Origin of the sequence: Mesorhizobium sp. Z1-4, assembly GCF_004000235.1 — a bacterium.
Taxonomy (GTDB): domain Bacteria; phylum Pseudomonadota; class Alphaproteobacteria; order Rhizobiales; family Rhizobiaceae; genus RCIO01.
On record NZ_RCIO01000001.1, the window covers coordinates 44779 to 62836 of the forward strand.

General features: G+C 57.9%; 14 protein-coding genes. 2 read left to right on the forward strand and 12 right to left on the reverse strand.

Annotated features, from left to right (window positions below):
- Positions 1 to 6 precede the first annotated feature (6 nt).
- The 10 genes from EP165_RS00205 to ppdK form a co-directional block, all read right to left on the reverse strand.
- Positions 7 to 1179: an N-acetyl sugar amidotransferase gene (locus EP165_RS00205; RefSeq protein ID WP_127519553.1), complete on the reverse strand. Its 1173-nt coding sequence runs from the start codon at positions 1177 to 1179 to the stop codon at positions 7 to 9.
- Between the two features lie 56 nt (positions 1180 to 1235).
- A complete protein-coding gene (locus EP165_RS00210) occupies positions 1236 to 2570 on the reverse strand; it encodes an oligosaccharide flippase family protein (RefSeq protein ID WP_127519554.1) in 1335 nt (444 codons plus the stop codon).
- A 7-nt stretch (positions 2571 to 2577) separates the two neighbouring features.
- Entirely contained in the window at positions 2578 to 3336 is a 759-nt protein-coding gene (locus tag EP165_RS00215; RefSeq protein ID WP_127519555.1) for an AglZ/HisF2 family acetamidino modification protein, read from the reverse strand.
- Positions 3333 to 3953: an imidazole glycerol phosphate synthase subunit HisH gene (hisH, locus tag EP165_RS00220; protein WP_127519556.1), complete on the reverse strand. Its 621-nt coding sequence runs from the start codon at positions 3951 to 3953 to the stop codon at positions 3333 to 3335. The genes EP165_RS00215 and hisH overlap by 4 nt, the downstream gene beginning before the upstream one ends.
- A gap of 202 nt (positions 3954 to 4155) precedes the next feature.
- Positions 4156 to 4758 carry an acyltransferase gene (locus EP165_RS00225; protein WP_127519557.1) on the reverse strand — a complete coding sequence of 201 codons (603 nt, stop codon included), beginning with the start codon at positions 4756 to 4758 and terminating at the stop codon, positions 4156 to 4158.
- A complete protein-coding gene (locus tag EP165_RS00230) occupies positions 4758 to 5699 on the reverse strand; it encodes a Gfo/Idh/MocA family protein (protein ID WP_127519558.1) in 942 nt (313 codons plus the stop codon). Before EP165_RS00230 ends, EP165_RS00225 begins: the two co-directional genes overlap by 1 nt.
- Before the next feature lie 13 nt (positions 5700 to 5712).
- Positions 5713 to 7029 carry a nucleotide sugar dehydrogenase gene (locus tag EP165_RS00235; RefSeq protein ID WP_127519559.1) on the reverse strand — a complete coding sequence of 439 codons (1317 nt, stop codon included), beginning with the start codon at positions 7027 to 7029 and terminating at the stop codon, positions 5713 to 5715.
- A gap of 66 nt (positions 7030 to 7095) precedes the next feature.
- Positions 7096 to 8298 carry a hypothetical protein gene (locus EP165_RS00240; RefSeq protein WP_127519560.1) on the reverse strand — a complete coding sequence of 401 codons (1203 nt, stop codon included), beginning with the start codon at positions 8296 to 8298 and terminating at the stop codon, positions 7096 to 7098.
- A complete protein-coding gene (locus tag EP165_RS00245; RefSeq protein ID WP_127519561.1) occupies positions 8295 to 9953 on the reverse strand; it encodes a GumC domain-containing protein in 1659 nt (552 codons plus the stop codon). Before EP165_RS00245 ends, EP165_RS00240 begins: the two co-directional genes overlap by 4 nt.
- An 86-nt stretch (positions 9954 to 10039) precedes the next feature.
- Complete coding sequence (gene ppdK, locus EP165_RS00250) at positions 10040 to 12709, reverse strand: pyruvate, phosphate dikinase (protein ID WP_127519562.1); 2670 nt, start codon at positions 12707 to 12709, stop codon at positions 10040 to 10042.
- Positions 12710 to 12840: 131 nt separating this feature from the next.
- On the opposite strand from ppdK, the gene EP165_RS00255 reads away from it, so the two are divergent.
- Positions 12841 to 13302 (forward strand): cupin domain-containing protein, encoded by a 462-nt coding sequence (locus tag EP165_RS00255; protein ID WP_127519563.1) that lies wholly within the window; start codon positions 12841 to 12843, stop codon positions 13300 to 13302.
- A gap of 96 nt (positions 13303 to 13398) precedes the next feature.
- Positions 13399 to 13743 carry a VOC family protein gene (locus tag EP165_RS00260; protein WP_127519564.1) on the forward strand — a complete coding sequence of 115 codons (345 nt, stop codon included), beginning with the start codon at positions 13399 to 13401 and terminating at the stop codon, positions 13741 to 13743.
- 31 nt (positions 13744 to 13774) lie between these two features.
- Here the strand turns inward: EP165_RS00260 and smc are convergent, their stop codons facing one another.
- Positions 13775 to 17233: a chromosome segregation protein SMC gene (gene smc / locus EP165_RS00265; RefSeq protein ID WP_127519565.1), complete on the reverse strand. Its 3459-nt coding sequence runs from the start codon at positions 17231 to 17233 to the stop codon at positions 13775 to 13777.
- Positions 17234 to 17278: 45 nt separating this feature from the next.
- On the reverse strand, positions 17279 to 17974 hold the full coding sequence (locus EP165_RS00270; RefSeq protein WP_127519566.1) for a DsbA family protein: 696 nt from the start codon (positions 17972 to 17974) through the stop codon (positions 17279 to 17281).
- Between the last annotated feature and the right edge of the window lie 84 nt (positions 17975 to 18058).

Genomic DNA, 18058 nt, shown 5'->3' on the forward strand with positions numbered 1-18058 from the left:
AGTCGGTCAGACCGTGCGCACCCGACGATATGCTCGCACAGCCGGCTTCAGCCGACGCTTGATCCACTCGTAAAATGCTTCGCTGTTGCGATAGTCAGTGTAGTCGCGAGGACGCTCGGCCATGACCCGATCGTATTCTGCGCGGGAGATACCGAGCTTCTTAATCCAGTAGGTACGGTCTTCCTCAAGCTCTCGCGGATCGTAAAGCGGCTTCGCCAGTTCGATCAGTGCTTCATCGCGACTGATCTGGCCGGAGACAATCAGACTAGAAAGATGCGCCAAGCGCTTATCGTAACCGAATTTCTCGGGCAGGTAGTGCGCTTGGAAGAATTTGGTGAAAGTGGACTCATAGTGCTTGCCACCATAGTCGCGCCATCCAAGCTTTGATTTGAGAAGCTCTTTCGCCTCGGCCTTGTTGTATTCGATCAGTTCCAGCGGGCGGTGGGTACGCATCTTCAGGATAAACGGATAGTAGATCATCCGAAGCCAATTCGAATAGATCGGGAATGTCTTCAGCGGCACGGTCCCGTATGCCTTGTGAATCGCCTTAAGCGACACAGCGTCTGAGGCATCGTACCCCCAGGCGTTCGGCAGAATGGACTCGGTCTGCATGTTGCCGCCGTTCAGAATGTCGCGAAGGCCATATTTCTTCGCCTCCCGGTTCAGCGCCGCAATAAACGCATGGTCTTGCGGAACATCCAGATTGGCAACGCCGGCTAGAAAATAAGCGCGTTGTAGGTCTCGAATTTCTTCCCATTCAATGACGAGGGTGTGCAGGTCGATCCCAAGCCGGTCTACGATGTTCTGAATATTGTTGACCGCCAGTTCCGAGTTCCACCCGGCGTCCACGTGCACCACCAGTGGGCGAAGACCCATTTCCTTGACAGCGAACCAGGCCAAGTAGGAGCTGTCCACGCCGCCTGACAAGCCCATAATGCAGTCATATTCTTTGCCGCGGCCCTGCTCCTTAAGGTGAGCAATCAGTGCCTCGAGCTTCGCGCGACGATCCTCTGGCGTGCCGTAGCCCGCCAAATAGGCGTCATACATCTGGCAGTGGCTGCAAAGACCGTTTTCATCAAAGCTGATCCAAGGGTCAGAGGTGTCCATCACGCAGCGCACACAGGTCTGGTGCGGGGTTTTGTGCAGTATCTCGGTAAAGGGGTTGTCCCGGTAATCCATAACTCAATACCTGGTGGCGCTTCGGAGGATTGCCATCGGAGAATCGTCTGGCTTTTCTAAACTGTTCCGTCTGTTCGTGAAACAAGAGTAGTACTCCGTTCAGGCGGGGCGACTTTGGCCACAGCTAGACGCCAAGAGACAGTCAACGCAACCAAATACCATGCGGCAAGAACCAGGCTAAAGACCCAAAGCGCGCGTTCAATCGACAGCTCTGGCCACAACTGAAGCGGGACGAAAAATCCGAGTAGACCCAATATCAGCAGGCCAATTTGCCACATGAGGTCCAACCGCTGCCGCCCGCGAATGATCCAGACATAGCTGAGCGGGGATGAGACAAACCGGATTGTAATCAAAATCGCCAATGCCTGGATAAGATGCCCCGCTTGATCCCAGTCGGGGCCAAACACGATCGGAACTAGCCAAGGAAGGAGCGCAATCACCGGAAGCAATACGAATATGGCCATCCCGCTCATCAACAAAAAAAACCGGGTGAACGCAATGCGGCAGGTGCCGGTCTCGTTGAACTCGCGTGTTGCCTGCTGGCGGAAAATATCCTGAACTGCCGTCGAAACGAAAGCGAGTGGAAAGTTGACCACTCGATTAGCCAACGCATATTGCCCCAAGGGCGCGGTGCCAAACAAACTGTTAATCAAAAAGTCGGGCGTAAACGTGCTAAGCATGTTTACCAAGTTCGCAGGCATCGTGTAGAGCGGAAGCGCGATGTGCAGGCGGAAACGCTCGGCTAGAGCAGCGTAGCTTCGCTCCGGAGAAACTCGCCGCCACCCCTGTGAAAACAGCCCTACTAGCAACCCCAACGCTAGTGATTGACTTCCAAGTTGCGCCAGCACGAAGCCAATTGGCCCTGGGTCGGTAAGGCCAATCCCGATTTGCAAGCCGGCTGTTGCAGCACCAAGAATGAACTTGTTTCGGGCTAGCAATTGAAACGCTTCGCAGCGTACAGCCCATGCATAGAGGGCTTGATAGAGACTTGCCGCCAGGAGAACTACCGGCAACCAAATAAGCAGATCGGCGGCGGCGATGCCAAATATTTTGTGCAAGATTGGCTTGGGCACCGCCAAAACAATTAGAAGCAGGCTTGCTGAGAAGCAGGTGCCTATGCTGAGCGACAGCAGAGCTGACTGCATTGCAGTCCGATCCTGTTTTTCTAACAGAATGGCGTTGTTCATCGCTAGCAGCGATACCCCGCCCAGCACAGCAAGAAGGGCATAGAAAACCGCAAAAGCACCGAAATCTTCTGGGCTGTAGAGCCTAGCCACAATTGGTGCCGTAAGGAGCGGCAATGCTTGCACCGCAGCTGAACTGACCAAGAAGTGCGCATGCCCACGATTGAAAGCCGTTCCAAAATAGGAAAGAAGCTGCGCGATCTTCATCAACTGGTCAAAACCCGGCGCGTTCTTCTTCGGTGGGATATGTGATCAACACCGCCCGGTGCTTCCCCTGAAATACGAACATCGCGCCACCGGCGGCGGCCGTAGCATCGGCCTCTGTCACTGCTGCCTGTAGATCGGAGATAGAGGATGCACCGCCGGCGGCGATTACAGGCACGGATACTGCGCCTGCCACACTGCGTACGAGGTCTAGATCGTAACCAGTCATTTCGCCATCCCGGTCGATGGCATTGATCATAATTTCGCCTACGCCACGACGCTCCATTTCCAGCGCCCAGTCGACGGGGGCAAGCGCGATCTTTTCCTGACCACCGCGAATCATGACCTGCTCTTTACCGCGCCAGTTGCGTTTCACGTCGATTGATCCAACGACGGTCGAGCTACCGAAATGATCTGCAATGCGGGTGATCAGGCCTTTGTCCGTCCACGCAGCTGAGTTGACCACGATCTTTTCGATCCCGATCGCCACCAACTCGCGCACCATTTCAACCGACTTTACGCCACCCCCATAGCTAAGGGGCATGAAGCACTCACTGGCGATGTCCTTCAGGAGGTCGAAGTTGGGGTCACTCCCATTCCGAGCGGCTCCAATATCAAGGAAGCCCAGTTCATCAACCGCTTTCTCATTGAATATGCGGACCGCGTTTATCGGGTCACCGATATAGGTTTCATCGCGAAATTTGCGGGTTTTATAGAGCCCCTGCCCCTTAAGCAGCAAAAGCGGGATAATACGGGTTCGGAGCTTCATGCTTCCAACTCCGCAAATGCCTGCAGAAGGCGCTTGCCGAAGACATGGCTTTTTTCGGGGTGGAACTGCGCGCAGTGGAGATTGCCGCGCGACAACCCGCAGGCAAACTCAAACCCGTATTCAGAGGTCATCGAAACGATCTCCGGCGTTTGCGCATGCATGTAATAGGAATGCACAAAATAGAAGCGGGGTGTGCCCTGGCTTTCGTCGAGAAGGGAATAGCCGTTTTGCGCTTTCACGTCGCGCCAGCCGATGTTCGGCAGCGGCCAGCGGCCAGGGATGCCTTCGAAGGTCATGCGTCTCGTTTCGGCTTCGAACCACCCAAGCCCAGCCTCTTTGCCCTCGTCGCTTCGTTTGGTCATAAGTTGAGCACCCAGGCAGATTCCCAGCACCGGTATTTTCTCTTCCAGCGCCTTCTCGTGCAGAATGTCCACCACGCCGGTGGCGTTGAGGTCACGCATTCCGCTATCGAAAGCTCCGATTCCTGGTAGGATCAGCTTGCTCGCCGACCGGATATCTTCGGCCTCGCCGCTGACAGTTGCTTCATAGCCGATCTTGCGGAGCATGTTCCGGATCGAGCCGAGATTGCCCAGCCCATAGTCGACGATTACGATCATATCCATATCCCGGCGCGGTAGCGCGAGTCATAGCGCTGGTTCCGCAGAACTGCAGCCGAAATCGAGCCGCGATTTACATTCGTGACATTGGTTTTCATCGCCGATGCCCATACCGTCAAGCCGCAGAACTGACGCTCGGCGCCTTTATCCGCCCTTACTCAACTTGATCGGAAGCGAGAGCGTTACCTCCAACTTGGTAGGTTCACGAACCCATCCCTGCAGTTGCTGGCGTTCGGGTCAGACAACCGTCAACGAGCCTGTAAAGATCACCCGTATGCGGGCAGCGTGCTTCTGCAACGCCCTCTACAGGGATATTCAACTGCTCGCCATATGCACTCATCCATCCGATCTGGCGGGCAGGCACACCCACCATCAGCGCGAAATCGGGGACATCACGGGTGATCACCGCACCGGCGCCAATAAAGGCATAGGCTCCGACTGTCACCCCGCACACGATGGTGGCATTCGCCCCCAGGGTTGCTCCTCGCCGGACCAAGGTGTCGCGGAACTGATCTTTTCGCTCGATCAGGCTGCGTGGATTATGGACGTTCGTGAAGACCATTGAGGGACCGCAAAAGACACCCTCTTCCAACGTGACGTTGTCATAGACCGAGACGTTGTTCTGAATTTTGCAGCGATCGCCAATAACGACCTTGTTGCCGACGAATACATTCTGCCCGAGGGACACGCCCGCCCCTATCCGTGCACCGCCGCAGACATGTGTGAAATGCCAGACCCTGCTGCCTTCTCCAATTTCGGCGCCTTCATCGACAATTGCACTCGGGTGACGGAAAACCTCGTTCATCAGCCCCGATCCACAAAAGGATGCCTCTCGCCCCTCGTAGCTTCTACCGGGGCCGTCCTTATGCGCGAAACAGTCTCGACTGCGACCCGGTTCTCCTCCAGTCCAAAACCGTTGCCGGCCAGGATCTCTTCGTAGCTACGCGTGTGCAGATCGGTAAAGCCGCCAGAGAACTCGATTTCTTCGCCACCGACGGTGATAGAACGATAAGTCCGCTGGCCGGCTGCACGGAGCGTATCGGGCACATCTTTCACATCAAGCGAGAGGAACCAGCGCACGCGGGCGCGTTCGTACTCTAGATAACCTGCCGCCTTTGTTTCAGCCCCCATATGCAGAACATTTTCCTGCAGCTGGCCGAAAACGAAATGCAACATGTCGAAAAAATGCACGCCAATGTTCGTCGCGATACCGCCTGACTTCTCGGTGAAGCCCTTCCAGCTCTTCAGGTACCAATTCCCACGCGACGTGACGTAGGTTAGATCGATATCATATTTTTTGTCCTGCGCCTCACGGGCTACGCGGTCACGCAACGCGATGATTGCCGGGTGCAAGCGCAACTGCAGAATGGTGTTGACCTTCCCGCCGCTGGCAGCTTCCAGGTCCTTTAGAGGATCGATATCTCGAGGATTCAGGACAAGTGGCTTTTCGCAGATAGCGTCCGCGCCCGAGCGCAAGGCATATCGCATGTGAGCGTCATGCAAATAGTTTGGAGAAGCGATCGCTACATAGTCTGCACCCCGCCCGGCGCGCCGCTCGGAATCCATATGCGCGTCAAACTGCTCAAACTCTGTGAAAAACTGCGCTTCCGGGAAGTGGCTGTCCAGGATACCGACACTGTCGTTCACATCCATTGCCGCGACCAGGTCATTACCGGTTTCGCTTATAGCCTTCATATGGCGCGGAGCAATATATCCGGCGGCGCCGATCAGTGCGAAACGTTTCACGGTCGGAAAGTCCTCAGGCTTTTATGATGTGCGCCGCTTGATCGCGGTAAACGCCGCGGCTGTCAACAATCAGGGGCGCGTAATCACGAATCATCGCATAATCGAACGCGTCGTGATTCGTTGCCAATACGGCCGCATCGAGCCCTGCAAGCACCTCAGGTGTAAGCTCTACGCTCCGTAGATCAAACGAGTGTTCGCGCATTTTCGGAAAAACTGGCACATGTGGATCGGAATAAGTCAGTTTTGCGCCCAAATCGCGCAGGATCTCCATCACCTGAACTGACGGAGACTCGCGCATATCGTCTACGTTCTTCTTGTAGGCGATGCCGAGGACCATGATGCGGGCATCCTTCAGCGCTTTCCCCTTGTCGTTTAAAGCCAACGTCAGTTTGTCGACCACATATTGGGGCATCGCCTGATTGACTTCGCCGGATAGCTCAATGAAGCGGGTGTGAAGCCCGTACTCTCGAGCTTTCCAGGTCAAGTAGAATGGATCGATAGGTATGCAGTGGCCACCGAGGCCCGGCCCGGGATAAAAAGCTGTAAAGCCGAATGGCTTTGTCGCCGCGGCGTCGATTACCTCAAAGATGTCGATGCCCATCCGATCAGCGACGATCTTCATCTCGTTCACAAGTCCGATATTCACAGCGCGATGGATATTCTCCAGCAGCTTGGTCATCTCGGCCGCTTTGGTAGAACTGACCGGCACAACATTGTCGATCGCAGGCTCATAGAGAGCACGACCAATCTCAAGACAAGTTGGCGTATGGCCTCCAACGACTTTGGGAATGGTGTTGGTGGTGAAATTCGCATTGCCGGGATCCTCACGCTCCGGCGAGTACACCAGAAACACATCTGCGCCCACGGCAAGTCCAGTTTTCGTAATACGGGGAAGAATTTCTTCTTCAGTGGTGCCCGGATAAGTAGTGCTCTCAAGTGAAACCACCTGCCCCCGCCGCAAGAAGGGTGCAATAGCATCGCAAGTGTCGGTCACAAAACTGAGATCTGGCTCACGGTATTTGTTAAGCGGCGTCGGCACGCAAAGAATAACTGCATCCGCCTCATTGATGCGCGAAAAATCAGTCGTGCACCGCATCCCGCAGGCATTGGCGGCAGCAATTTTCGTATCGGGAATATGTTGAATCGCCGAATGGCCGGCGTTCAATTGTGCGACTTTTCCGGCGTCAATGTCGAAGCCAAGAACCTTGAACCCAATCTGTGAGTAACGCAACGCCAGTGGCTGTCCCACGTAGCCCATTCCGATGACGCCAATAACAGCTGAACGCTCATTCAACGCCAGTTTCAGCTTCTCTGCCACCCGTTGCGTCATATGCTCCATTGCCCCGTAATTATCGCCAAAAGCTCGCACTCCCCTAGTACCAATGCCTAATACTGTCTACGAGGCAAACCCATCTCCGTCGCCCTTCGCAAAAGATCGCTGACGCCCTATCGGCGGGATCGAGGAGACACACAGTAGCCCTAGTAAGAACCAAAGCGGCGGCCACGTAAAGAAACTAGAGACACCCCCAACCAATATTACGGTAAAAAACATAGATGATACATTTATCCTGTAAATACTTGAAAAATTCAATAAATTTTCTTTTAATATAATCATAGACAGCAATAAAAAAAGCAAAGATCCACCTATAATCCCAGTGTGGGTTAAAGTCGACAAAAGTACCGAATGTTGATAGTATCCCCTCCCAGGGCCAGCTATTATTTCTGATGAAAAACTTCCTGTCAGCGGAGCCACCTGAAATTGCTCCACAAAGTAGCTCCACAAAGAAACTCTGCTAATAATTGACGAGAGCTCTGGAATATATTCCACCCCAATATATTCTCTTGTATAGTACAATACAATTGTACCAAATAAAAAAGACGATAATATCAAAAAGATAATCAATGCATATCTTCTCCTGTCTAGCATAAATTTTGCAAAAATGATAGAGAAAAACATAGATAAATAGCACGCCCAAATAAGAATAAATAGCTTTGATCCGAACTTAAATATAATGTATACACAGACTGAAATTAGCATAAAAACCGGAAAATAAAGGGGGTTAAAATCCTTGCCTCTGAACATTGCATATAACATCGATATTAACGCGATACCGGCCCAGAACGCCACATCTTGGTACATCAATGGATCGGGTTCATCTAAATATACTATTATTGGCAAGGTAAAAAATGCCACGTACGCCACCCGTCGACCTAGCAAGATACGGCCTGGCGCCTGACCTGCGCTTTCTTCGACCCATGCGGAGAAAGCTACGGCCATCCCTAGCAGCAACCATACAATCATTCCATACCGTGACACGAGCAGTCGAGTTCCGTTAAATTCGGAAGTAGCCGAAGCCACGAGCGCTGCATATAACGCAAAAATAAGCGCCGTCAGAAAGATCGGAACCAACACCTTCCTAAAATATATTGCCTGGTAGACAAGATATGTTGCCAACAATAGCGTCAAAACACCAACTGACAGTGAAAACACGTATGCCTGAGGCGAAATTGTACTATCTAATACCTGTAGCAATATGAGAAATGCAAACATTAACTGAAATAAGCTTGAACTTGATGTGGGTAAGTATTTCTTCATCATTGTACAGAATCTGAAAGGGACACAAATCCCGGACGCAAGACCTGATTCAGTCTCATAGCGCGGGATACGACCTTCAGGTTGTCGATTCTTTCATGGCCGATCTTTGCCAAGTAGACGGAAAAATGGGCCAAGCGAGAAACAATCGCGCTCTCCAATCCGTTCTCATTGGACAGTGTGATCAGGAATACGGCATCATATTCCTGATCCATCCCTAGTACCTTATCCTCGAATGCCTTGGTCGATATCAATCTCTCAGCATTTACGCTCAACACGCGGATAAGGGAGGAGAACGTGTGTATGGATATGTCTGCAAGTTCGCCTGGTGCAGAGTCAAACTCCAACAAATTATCAACCTGCGTCGAGCAGCTAACTAGAGCGACCCGATATCCCAAGTTCTGGAAACCGTCGGATAATTTTAGAATGACATTCTTACAACTAGAACAAGCCGCTGACGTTACAATTTGCACCCGGATTGGATGCTCTGACTTTTTTCGAATGAGAATCTCAGATCTCAGCTTGTCGATCTCGCCTTGAAAGGACATTGACGTCTGATTTCGGCTGAACTCCGCCAGATGAACCCAACCCAACAGACGCTCGACTTGCTCCTTGCTCCGTAGTCCCGGGCGAGACCACAATATCGCTGCCGCCCCGATAAATGAAATCAAAGCACCAAGCGCTGCCGCAACGCCAACCTGAACAACGGCTTTCGCGATTTCTGAGCGACCCGTTTTCCAGGTTCCCAGACTGGCTTCGTTAAGGACCCAGTTGGCCTGCTCCATGTACGGAAGTTCACTGCGAACGGCTTCCGCACGCTGTCGGATCCCTGCTATGGTTAGATCGAAAGCTCTCGCGAGAGCCTGCTCCCAACCTGGTTCAAAGCCATTCTCTCGAAACAACCATGCAGAGCGCAGGCTCTGCACCAGCTCGTCTGCGTCGCCATCTGTCTGGAACCTCGCAAATGCCTTGCTCCACGATTCTAAGAAGCCTGGAATGTCACCTGAAATCGCACCGCTCTCGCCAGGTATTCTGTTTCGAAGTGTTTCAAGTTCGGCCGCCATTGTTGACAGACGTTCTGCACGCGCGGCAGCGCTCATTTCAAGCACGGCACGCCTATCATCGAGATAGGCCCGGGCCAGTGCGTTAGCAAGATACTTAGAGAACTCAGGGGACGGGGAGGTCACATCTATGTCAAATATATAAAATGGATCCCTCGTTTCCACATTGATGGAATACCTAGCGTTGGACAAAATCCACTCGTCCACAGGCGCCGAGGAAGTCGACGGCTCAAAACCATTGGCTGTCAGGTGCCGGGTGTAGAGGTCAGGGTAATTTTCAGCGAGCAGTGTGAGCGCTCGCTGAAGGGTGGCATCTGACCTTGCCGACTGAAGTTCGGCATAAATTTCGGGGTCATTTGCGAGTGGATGCTGGCTCGGATTGAGCGCCTCAGCATACGGTACATCACGTGCTAGAAATGAGATCGATGCGTACGAGACATACGATGGGCGCCATTCGGCATAGCGTCCGACAACAGCAACAGCACTCAAGATGCTGCAAGCAACTATTATCCATTTGGCCTTCTTGATGACAAAACAAATATCATGCCAGTTTGGTTCCCAAATCGGATTTCTATCGTCGTCAGGTCCTGTGTTGGTCATACACCCGCACCAAATTTACATTGTCTTTGGCTTAGCGGAACAGGCCCGAGTTTTCTAGACGCCGCTATCCTAGGCCACAATGGTACTCAAATGCCCTCCGCTCTCGCCGCCGCCTGCGCGGCGGCCAGGCGTGCGATGGGAACGCGGAATGGCGAGCACGACACATAGTCCAGCCCGACACTTTCGCAGAATTCCACCGAGGCCGGGTCGCCGCCATGTTCGCCGCATATGCCGAGCTTGATGTCCGGTCGCGTTCCCCTGCCCTTCTCAGCCGCCATGCGCACGAGTTCGCCCACGCCATCGACGTCGATCGAAACGAACGGATCCTTCTCGATCAGGCCTTTCTGGCGATAGGTTTCCAGGAACGACGAGGCGTCGTCGCGCGAAATGCCGTAGGTGGTCTGTGTCAGATCGTTGGTGCCGAATGAGAAGAACTCGGCGGCCTCGGCGATCAGGCCAGCGCGCAGTGCCGCACGCGGCAACTCGATCATCGTGCCGACCAGATAGTCAAAGCGGCTTCCCGCTTCCTTCATCACGGTTTCGGCGACATCGTCGATGCGCTTTTTGACGTAGTCCAGCTCTTCCTTGAGCCCGACTAGCGGCACCATGACTTCGGGAACCACCGGGCTTCCGGTGCGCTTGCCCGCTTCGGCCGCAGCCTCGAAAATGGCGCGAGCCTGCATCTCCGCAATCTCGGGATAAGAAACCGCGAGGCGGCAGCCGCGGTGACCGAGCATCGGGTTGAACTCGTGCAGTGTCTCGGTGCGCTGCCGCAGCTTCTCGGCCGACACATCCATGGCCGCGGCAACCTCGGCGATTTCCTCGTCAGAATGCGGCAGAAACTCATGCAGCGGCGGGTCGAGCAGACGGATCGTCACCGGCAGGCCGGCCATGATCTCGAACAGCTCCAGAAAGTCCGAGCGCTGCATGGGCAACAGCTTGGCAAGAGCTGAGCGCCTTCCAGCTTCCGTGTCAGCCAGGATCATCTCGCGCATGGCAACGATGCGCTCACCGTCGAAGAACATGTGCTCGGTGCGGCAAAGGCCTATGCCTTCCGCGCCGAAGGAACGCGCCATGCGCGCATCCGCCGGCGTTTCGGCATTGGCACGCACCTTCATGCGCCGCGCCTCGTCGGCCCAGCCCATGATGGACGCGAAGTCGCCCGAAAGCTCAGGCTGCAGCATGGGCACCGCGCCTTTCAGCACCTGGCCGGTGCCGCCATCGATGGTGATTATATCGCCCTTGCGGAGCGTAACGCCCATGGCAAGCAGCGTGCCGGTCCGATAATCGACACGCAAACCGCCGGCGCCGGAAACGCAGGGCTTGCCCATACCGCGCGCCACAACGGCGGCGTGGCTGGTCATGCCGCCGCGCGTCGTCAGGATACCCTGCGCGGCATGCATGCCGTGAATGTCTTCGGGGCTGGTTTCGACGCGAACAAGGATGACGTCCCGGTTCTGCGCTTTCGCCTCTTCCGCCTCGTCGGAGGTGAACACAATTTCGCCTGTTGCGGCGCCCGGCGAGGCCGGCAAACCGGAACCGATGATGTCGCGCCTCGCATTGGGGTCGATCGTCGGGTGCAAAAGCTGGTCGAGCGAGGCCGGCTCGATGCGCAGCACCGCTTCCCGGTTCGTGATCAGCCCTTCACCTGACATTTCGGCAGCGATGCGCAGCGCCGATTTCGCGGTGCGCTTGCCCGAACGGGTCTGCAGCATCCACAGCTTGCCGCGCTCGATGGTGAATTCGAGATCCTGCATGTCGCGATAATGCGCCTCGAGCCGACCCGCGATCTCGGTCAGGGTCTTGAAGGCGTCGGGCATCAGCTTTTGCAGCGAAGGCTTGTCGGATCCCGCGGCGACACGGGCCTCCTCGGTGATGTTCTGCGGGGTGCGGATGCCTGCCACCACATCTTCGCCCTGTGCGTTGACCAGGAACTCGCCATAAAGCGCGTTTTCGCCGGTGGAGGGGTTACGGGTGAAGGCAACGCCGGTCGCCGAGCTGTCGCCCATATTGCCGAAAACCATGGCCTGCACATTAACGGCGGTGCCCCAGCTTTCGGGGATGTCGTGGAGGCGGCGATAGGTTATGGCGCGCGGGTTCATCCAGCTGGCGAAAACCGCGTTGATTGCGCCCCACAGCTGCTCCCTGGCGTCCTGCGGGAACGGTGCGCCCAGCTCCTGCTCAATCTTCGCGTTGTACCGGCCGATCACATCCTGCCATTGCGCGGCAGAGAGATCGGTGTCCTGCTCGAAGCCGTATTCTGCCTTGGCGTCTTCGAGGATTTCCTCGAAATTTTCATGGTCGACGCCAAGCACCACGTCTGAATACATCTGAATGAAGCGGCGGTAGCTGTCATAGGCAAAACGCTCGTCGCCCGAAGCCGCAGCCAGAGCAGCAACGGTCTCGTCGTTGAGGCCGAGATTAAGCACCGTGTCCATCATGCCGGGCATGGAGGCGCGCGAGCCTGAGCGCACCGAAACCAACATCAGCTTTTGCGGATCGCCGAAGCGGCCGCCCGCAATCTCGCCCATAGCGGCAAGGGCCGCATCCACCTGGCCGTTCAGGCCGTCCGGCAGTGTTCGGCCATTGGCATAATAAGCCGTGCAGACCTCGGTGGTGATCGTAAAGCCAGGCGGTACGGGAAGGCCGAGATTGCACATCTCTGCCAGATTGGCGCCCTTGCCGCCCAGCAATTCGCGATCAGAGGCGCTTCCGTCCGCCGAACCGCCACCGAATCCGTAGACCCATTTTGTCATATCAGGTGAACCGCCTATTCATTTCGTACGACCATGGCCGCCAGAGCGATAAGGTTCGCAGTTGCGAAAGGCAAGAACGCAACCGCTGCCCGCCACATATCAATCGATTAGTCCCGCCAGGAGATTTCCTCATGCCAATCATACGTGCCGGCAATGCGCCCTTAGAGACGGGAGAAGGCTCAAGCCTCAACGACGAACTCGGCACTTATCGTGCAAGCCTGCTCAGCGATGCCGGGGGGCTGACGCAGTTCGGGGCCTTTGTTGAAACCCTGTCTCCGGGCTCGAGATCATCGCGGAAGCACTGGCATGAGCGGGAGGACGAGTTCGTGTACGTGCTCGATGGTGAGGTCACGCTGCACGAAGGCGACAGCGAAACCGTCATGGGACCGGGCGATGCCGCAACCTTCAAGGCTGGCGTCGAAGCCGGCCACTGCCTGGAAAACCGGTCCGGGCGCGAGGTCTCCTATCTGGTGGTGGGCACACGCTCACCCGACGATGTTGTCCATTACACCGATCGCGACCTGTTGCTGGTCAAGTCAGGCGGGCAGCGGAAATGGACCGACCGCAACGGCCAGCCCGCCGAACCCGACTGACCGTTCCTGTGCACAGTGCCAAAGCTGCGCATTGCCTCTTGCCTCCCGCGCCGGCCACGATTAGAACATATCAGGAACAAAGAATGGAGTTGCGTGATGAAAAAAGACGGCAAGCTCGATTATCTCGAAATGGCGGCCGGCAACGGTTCGATCGATAGCGTGAAGGCGTTTTACAGCGCGGCCTTCGGCTGGACGTTCACGGACTATGGGCCATCCTACTCGGCATTCGAGGAGGGCCTCGATGGCGGCTTTGACGGGGCCACACCGCCCGGCAGCAAACCGCTGCCGGTTCTGTTTTCCACCAACCTGGAAAAATCGCTCGAAACGGTGACCAGTGCTGGCGGTAAGATCGTGAGGCCGATTTTCTCGTTCCCCGGCGGCCGGCGGTTTCACTTCACCGACCCGGCCGGCAACGAACTGGCGATCTGGAGCGAGGTATAACCCCTCCCCTCACGGGGGAGGACGCATCGGCTTAGCTCGCCTCGCGCAGCTGCTCGGCGGTTTGCAGATCGACCGAGACCAGCTGGCTGACGCCCTGTTCGGCCATGGTGACGCCGAACAGGCGGTTCATGCGCGCCATGGTGATGGGGTTATGCGTGATGATGACGAAGCGCGTTTCGGTCGATGACGCCATTTCGTCCATCAGGTTGCAGAAGCGCTCGACATTGTGGTCGTCGAGCGGGGCATCCACCTCGTCGAGCACGCAGATCGGGGCGGGATTGGTGAGGAAGACGGCAAAGATGAGCGCCATCGCCGTCAACGCCTGTTCGCCGCCTGAAAGCAGCGTCATCGTCTGCGGGCGCTTGCCCGGCGGACGAGCGAGGATTTCGAGCCCGGCTTCAAGCGGGTCTTCGGATTCGATCAGCTGAAGCTCGGCCGTGCCGCCGCCGAAAAGATGAGTGAACAGGCGCTGAAACTGCGCGTTCACTTCGGTAAACGCGGCCAGCAGCCGTTCGCGGCCTTCGCGGTTAAGGCTGTGAATCGCCTGGCGCAGCTTGCGGATCGCCTCGATCACGTCCTCCCGCTCCGAAACGATCGTCTCGAAACGTTCGGTTAGTTCCTGTTGCTCGGCCTCGGCGCGCAGATTGACGGCGCCAAGGCGCTCGCGCTCCACACGCAAACGGTCAAGCCGGCGCTCGAGTTCCGAAATATCTGGAAGCGCCTCGCCGTCGGACAGCCCCGCATGACGCAGCGCCTCGTGAGGGCCGACATTCAGGGCCTCGCGAATGCGGTGTTCCGCTTCCTTGCGCCGTTCTTCGGCTGCCGTCAGCTTTTCTTCCGCGCGCACGCGCTGCTCACGCGAGGATGACAGTGCCTCAACCGCGGCAATCGCCGTCCGGTCGAGCTCGGCCTGCCGGTTTTCAGCCTCCTGCAGGCGCGACGCAGCGCTGGTGCGCAACTCCTCGGCCTGCGAAAGCTGAGACAATAGCGCCCGGCGGCGTGCATCAATCTCGTCGGGTGTGTCGGCCAGCTTCTCCTGTTCGGACGCGGCCTCGGCCTGGCGCTCCGAAAGCGAGGCAATCTGCCGATCCGCATTTTCGGTTCGCGACGTCCAGCTTCCGCGTTCGGTCGCAATCGCGGCGAGCCGCTGCTGGCGCATCTCGGCATCGCGCGCGAGACCCTGATGTGCCGCGCGGGCTTCGGCGAGTGCGGCACGGTCCTGCGCGACTTCGGCCGAAACAGTGTCCAGCCGGCCCTGGAGCTCGGCAAGTTCGGGAGCGGCAGCCAGGGCAGCTTCGGCATCGCGGACGGCGGCGACCGCCTCGTCACGCGACTCCACCAGGCGCTGACGCGATTCCTCCAGTGCGGTGCGGCGGCTTGCGAGCTCGCCGGCGGCGCGCTCCGCACGCACCAGTTCAGCACGGGCATCTTCCAGCGTGCGCTGGGCGCTGCGCTGTGTCTCGCGCGCAAGCTTTTCCGCTTCGACTGCTTCTTTAACCGCTTGCTCGGCTTCGGCCTGCGCCGCCTCGGCGGCGCGCAGGTTCAAAGTCGCCTCCCGCACCTCGGCGTCGAGTTCGGCCAGCCGGTTTTTCTGGGCCAGACGCTGGGCGGCCGCAGTAGGCGCGTCGGCGCTTGCGACAAAGCCGTCCCAGCGCCACAGGGCACCGTCTCGGGAAACAAGCCGCTGGCCGGGTTTCAGCTGTGCCTGAAACCGGGCGCCCTCGTCTGCCTCAACCACACCGATCTGCGCGAGGCGCCGGGAAAGTTCGGCAGGGGCGCGGACCAGGTCGCCGAGGCTTTTGACACCCTGCGGCAGCTCGGGATCATCGCCGCTACCGATCGCTGCGCCCCAGTGGGCCGGCGCGGTGCGATCGAGCGGCGCGTCGAGGTCTTCGCCGAGGGCCGCACCCAGTGCAGCCTCAAACCCCTTGTCGACCGAAATGCGCTCCAGCACGGCGGGGAAGAGCCCACCGGACACAGCGTTGATAATGCGCGACAGTGTCTGCGCCTCGGTCTCGGCGCTTTGCAGCGCGGCGCGCGCCTCCTGCAATGCGGGCCGCAAGGCTGCCTCGGCCTCGCGGCGCTGAGCGACCAGGCTTTCGGCATCGAGCGCCCTCGCCTCCGCCGCGGTCAAAGCCGTTTCGGCAACCTCAACCGCCTCTTTTTTCGCGGCCGGGTCGGCAAGTTCGGCAATTCGCCTGCCGATCTCGGCCGTCTCGTCTTCGAGCTGTTTCAGCTGACGCTCGTGGCGGTCGCGGCGCTCCGTGCCTTCCTGAAGCGCGCGCTGCAGCTGCGTGCGGCGGGCCGAGACCTCCGCCCGTTCGGCGGTCAGTTCGCCAAGGGCTGCCTCGCTCGCTGCGAGCTTCGACTGTGCATCCTCGTAAGCAGCCTGCGCACGCCGCTCTTCCTCGGCCGCACCGTCATTGGCGGCGCGCAGCCCCTGTTCCTCGCTCTGCAGCCGCTCCAGAACTGAAGCATTGTCGGCAAGAAGCTGCTTCTCGCGCGCCATGTCGGCATCGAGCTGCATAATGCGCTTTTCGAGTTCCGCCTGGCGAGCGCGCACGCGCCCCGCTTCTTCGTCGATCTGGCCAAGCGCGATCTTGAGCCGCTGCAAGGCGGCAGCGGCTGCTGCCTCCGCGTCCCGCAATTCGGGCAGCTTGTGGGCGCCAATCGCCTGCTGTTTGGCGGCATCCATCTGCGCGGAGGCTTTTTCGCCAACGGCTGCGGTAGCGGCGGACAGTGCCGACTGCGCCTCGGCCTCTGAATCGCGCGCCTGCGACCATTTCAGATGCAGCAACGCGGCTTCGGCCTTGCGAATATCTGCGGAAAGGTTCTTGAAGCGCGATGCCTGCCGGGCCTGGCGCCTCAGGCTTTCGATCTGCGACTGCAACTCGCCGACAACGTCGTCGAGGCGCTCCAGGTTCTGTTCGGCCCCGCGCAGCCGCAGCTCCGCCTCGTGGCGGCGTGAATGCAGGCCGGAGATGCCGGCGGCCTCCTCCAGCAGAGCGCGCCGCGCCTGCGGTTTGGCCTGAATGAGCTCGCCGATGCGCCCCTGCCCCACCATCGAGGGCGAACGCGCACCGGTCGACTGGTCGGCGAACAGAAGCTGCACATCCTTGGCCCGGGCTTCCTTGCCGTTGATGCGGTAGATCGAACCCGCTTCGCGCTCGATGCGCCGCGAGACCTGCACTTCGTCGGCGTCGTTGAACGCCGACGGCGCCCTGCGGTCCGCATTGTCCAGGAAGAGCGTAACTTCGGCTGTGTTGCGTGCGGGCCGTGTGGCGGAGCCCGAGAAGATCACGTCGTCCATGCCCGAGGCGCGCATGTTTTTGTAGGAGTTCTCACCCATCACCCAGCGCAGGGCTTCAACGAGGTTCGACTTGCCGCAGCCATTGGGGCCGACAACGCCCGTCAGACCGCGTTCGATGACGAACTCGGATGGGTCGACGAAAGACTTGAAGCCGAGCAGGCGCAGACGGTTGAACTTCATCGCCGCGTCTCCGCAGTAGCCGTCGCTCCAGCGGGCAATGCGCCGCTAGAGATGGCTTTCGATGATGGCCGACATCTGGTCAACCGAGAGCGCCCCCGAATATTTGCCGCCATTGATGAAGAAGGTCGGCGTCGATTCGACCTTGAAATCATTCGCGCCGCGCGCGCGCACAGCCCGGACATCATCCAGAAGCTTCTGGTCCGTCAAGCAAGCCTCGAAGGACTCCTGTGAAAAACCGGCCAGTTTCGATATCTGGAGCAGCGCCGAACGCGCATCCTGCACCGACGCCCAGTCGCGCTGCTGGCTGAACAGCACATCGACCATGGGGAAATAATTGTCGTTGGAGCACCGGGCCAGCATGAATGCGGCTTCCGCGCGCGGATCGAACGGGAACTCGCGAAAAATCAACCGCGCCTTGCCGGTGTCGATGTAACGTTCCTTGATCGCGGGCAGCGTGGCCTCATGAAAAGAGGCGCAATGCGGGCAGGTCATGGAGGCATACTCCACGATCGTTACCGGGGCCTCGGCCTCGCCAAGAACCTTTTCGGGCAGCGCGCCCTCTTCCAGCAGCTTGGCCATATCGACGCTGCCCTGCGACGGCGGCACCTCGCCTGCGGTCGCCGGCGGCGTCTCTTCAGGCGCCTTGGCTTCCTCCTCGCCGCAAGCTGCGAGCAGCACGCCGGAGGCCGAAAGGGCGGCAAGGGAAATGAGAACGTTGCGACGAGGAAGCATTACGGTCATGCGAATCACCTGGCTATGCGCGGATTTTGCGGTTGGTAGGGGCAGAAAAGCGATAGATACCGCCGAATTAAGGCAGGTTCGTCC

What these genes read in the sequence shown, in the direction of transcription:
- EP165_RS00205 (WP_127519553.1), bottom strand. Translation starts at nt 1,179, where the DNA reads ATGGATTACCGGGACAACCCCTTTACCGAGATACTGCACAAAACCCCG.
- EP165_RS00210 (WP_127519554.1), bottom strand. Translation starts at nt 2,570, where the DNA reads ATGAAGATCGCGCAGCTTCTTTCCTATTTTGGAACGGCTTTCAATCGT.
- EP165_RS00215 (WP_127519555.1), bottom strand. Translation starts at nt 3,336, where the DNA reads ATGAAGCTCCGAACCCGTATTATCCCGCTTTTGCTGCTTAAGGGGCAG.
- hisH (WP_127519556.1), bottom strand. Translation starts at nt 3,953, where the DNA reads ATGATCGTAATCGTCGACTATGGGCTGGGCAATCTCGGCTCGATCCGG.
- EP165_RS00225 (WP_127519557.1), bottom strand. Translation starts at nt 4,758, where the DNA reads ATGAACGAGGTTTTCCGTCACCCGAGTGCAATTGTCGATGAAGGCGCC.
- EP165_RS00235 (WP_127519559.1), bottom strand. Translation starts at nt 7,029, where the DNA reads ATGACGCAACGGGTGGCAGAGAAGCTGAAACTGGCGTTGAATGAGCGT.
- EP165_RS00240 (WP_127519560.1), bottom strand. Translation starts at nt 8,298, where the DNA reads ATGATGAAGAAATACTTACCCACATCAAGTTCAAGCTTATTTCAGTTA.
- EP165_RS00245 (WP_127519561.1), bottom strand. Translation starts at nt 9,953, where the DNA reads ATGACCAACACAGGACCTGACGACGATAGAAATCCGATTTGGGAACCA.
- ppdK (WP_127519562.1), bottom strand. Translation starts at nt 12,709, where the DNA reads ATGACAAAATGGGTCTACGGATTCGGTGGCGGTTCGGCGGACGGAAGC.
- EP165_RS00255 (WP_127519563.1), top strand. Translation starts at nt 12,841, where the DNA reads ATGCCAATCATACGTGCCGGCAATGCGCCCTTAGAGACGGGAGAAGGC.
- EP165_RS00260 (WP_127519564.1), top strand. Translation starts at nt 13,399, where the DNA reads ATGAAAAAAGACGGCAAGCTCGATTATCTCGAAATGGCGGCCGGCAAC.
- smc (WP_127519565.1), bottom strand. Translation starts at nt 17,233, where the DNA reads ATGAAGTTCAACCGTCTGCGCCTGCTCGGCTTCAAGTCTTTCGTCGAC.
- EP165_RS00270 (WP_127519566.1), bottom strand. Translation starts at nt 17,974, where the DNA reads ATGACCGTAATGCTTCCTCGTCGCAACGTTCTCATTTCCCTTGCCGCC.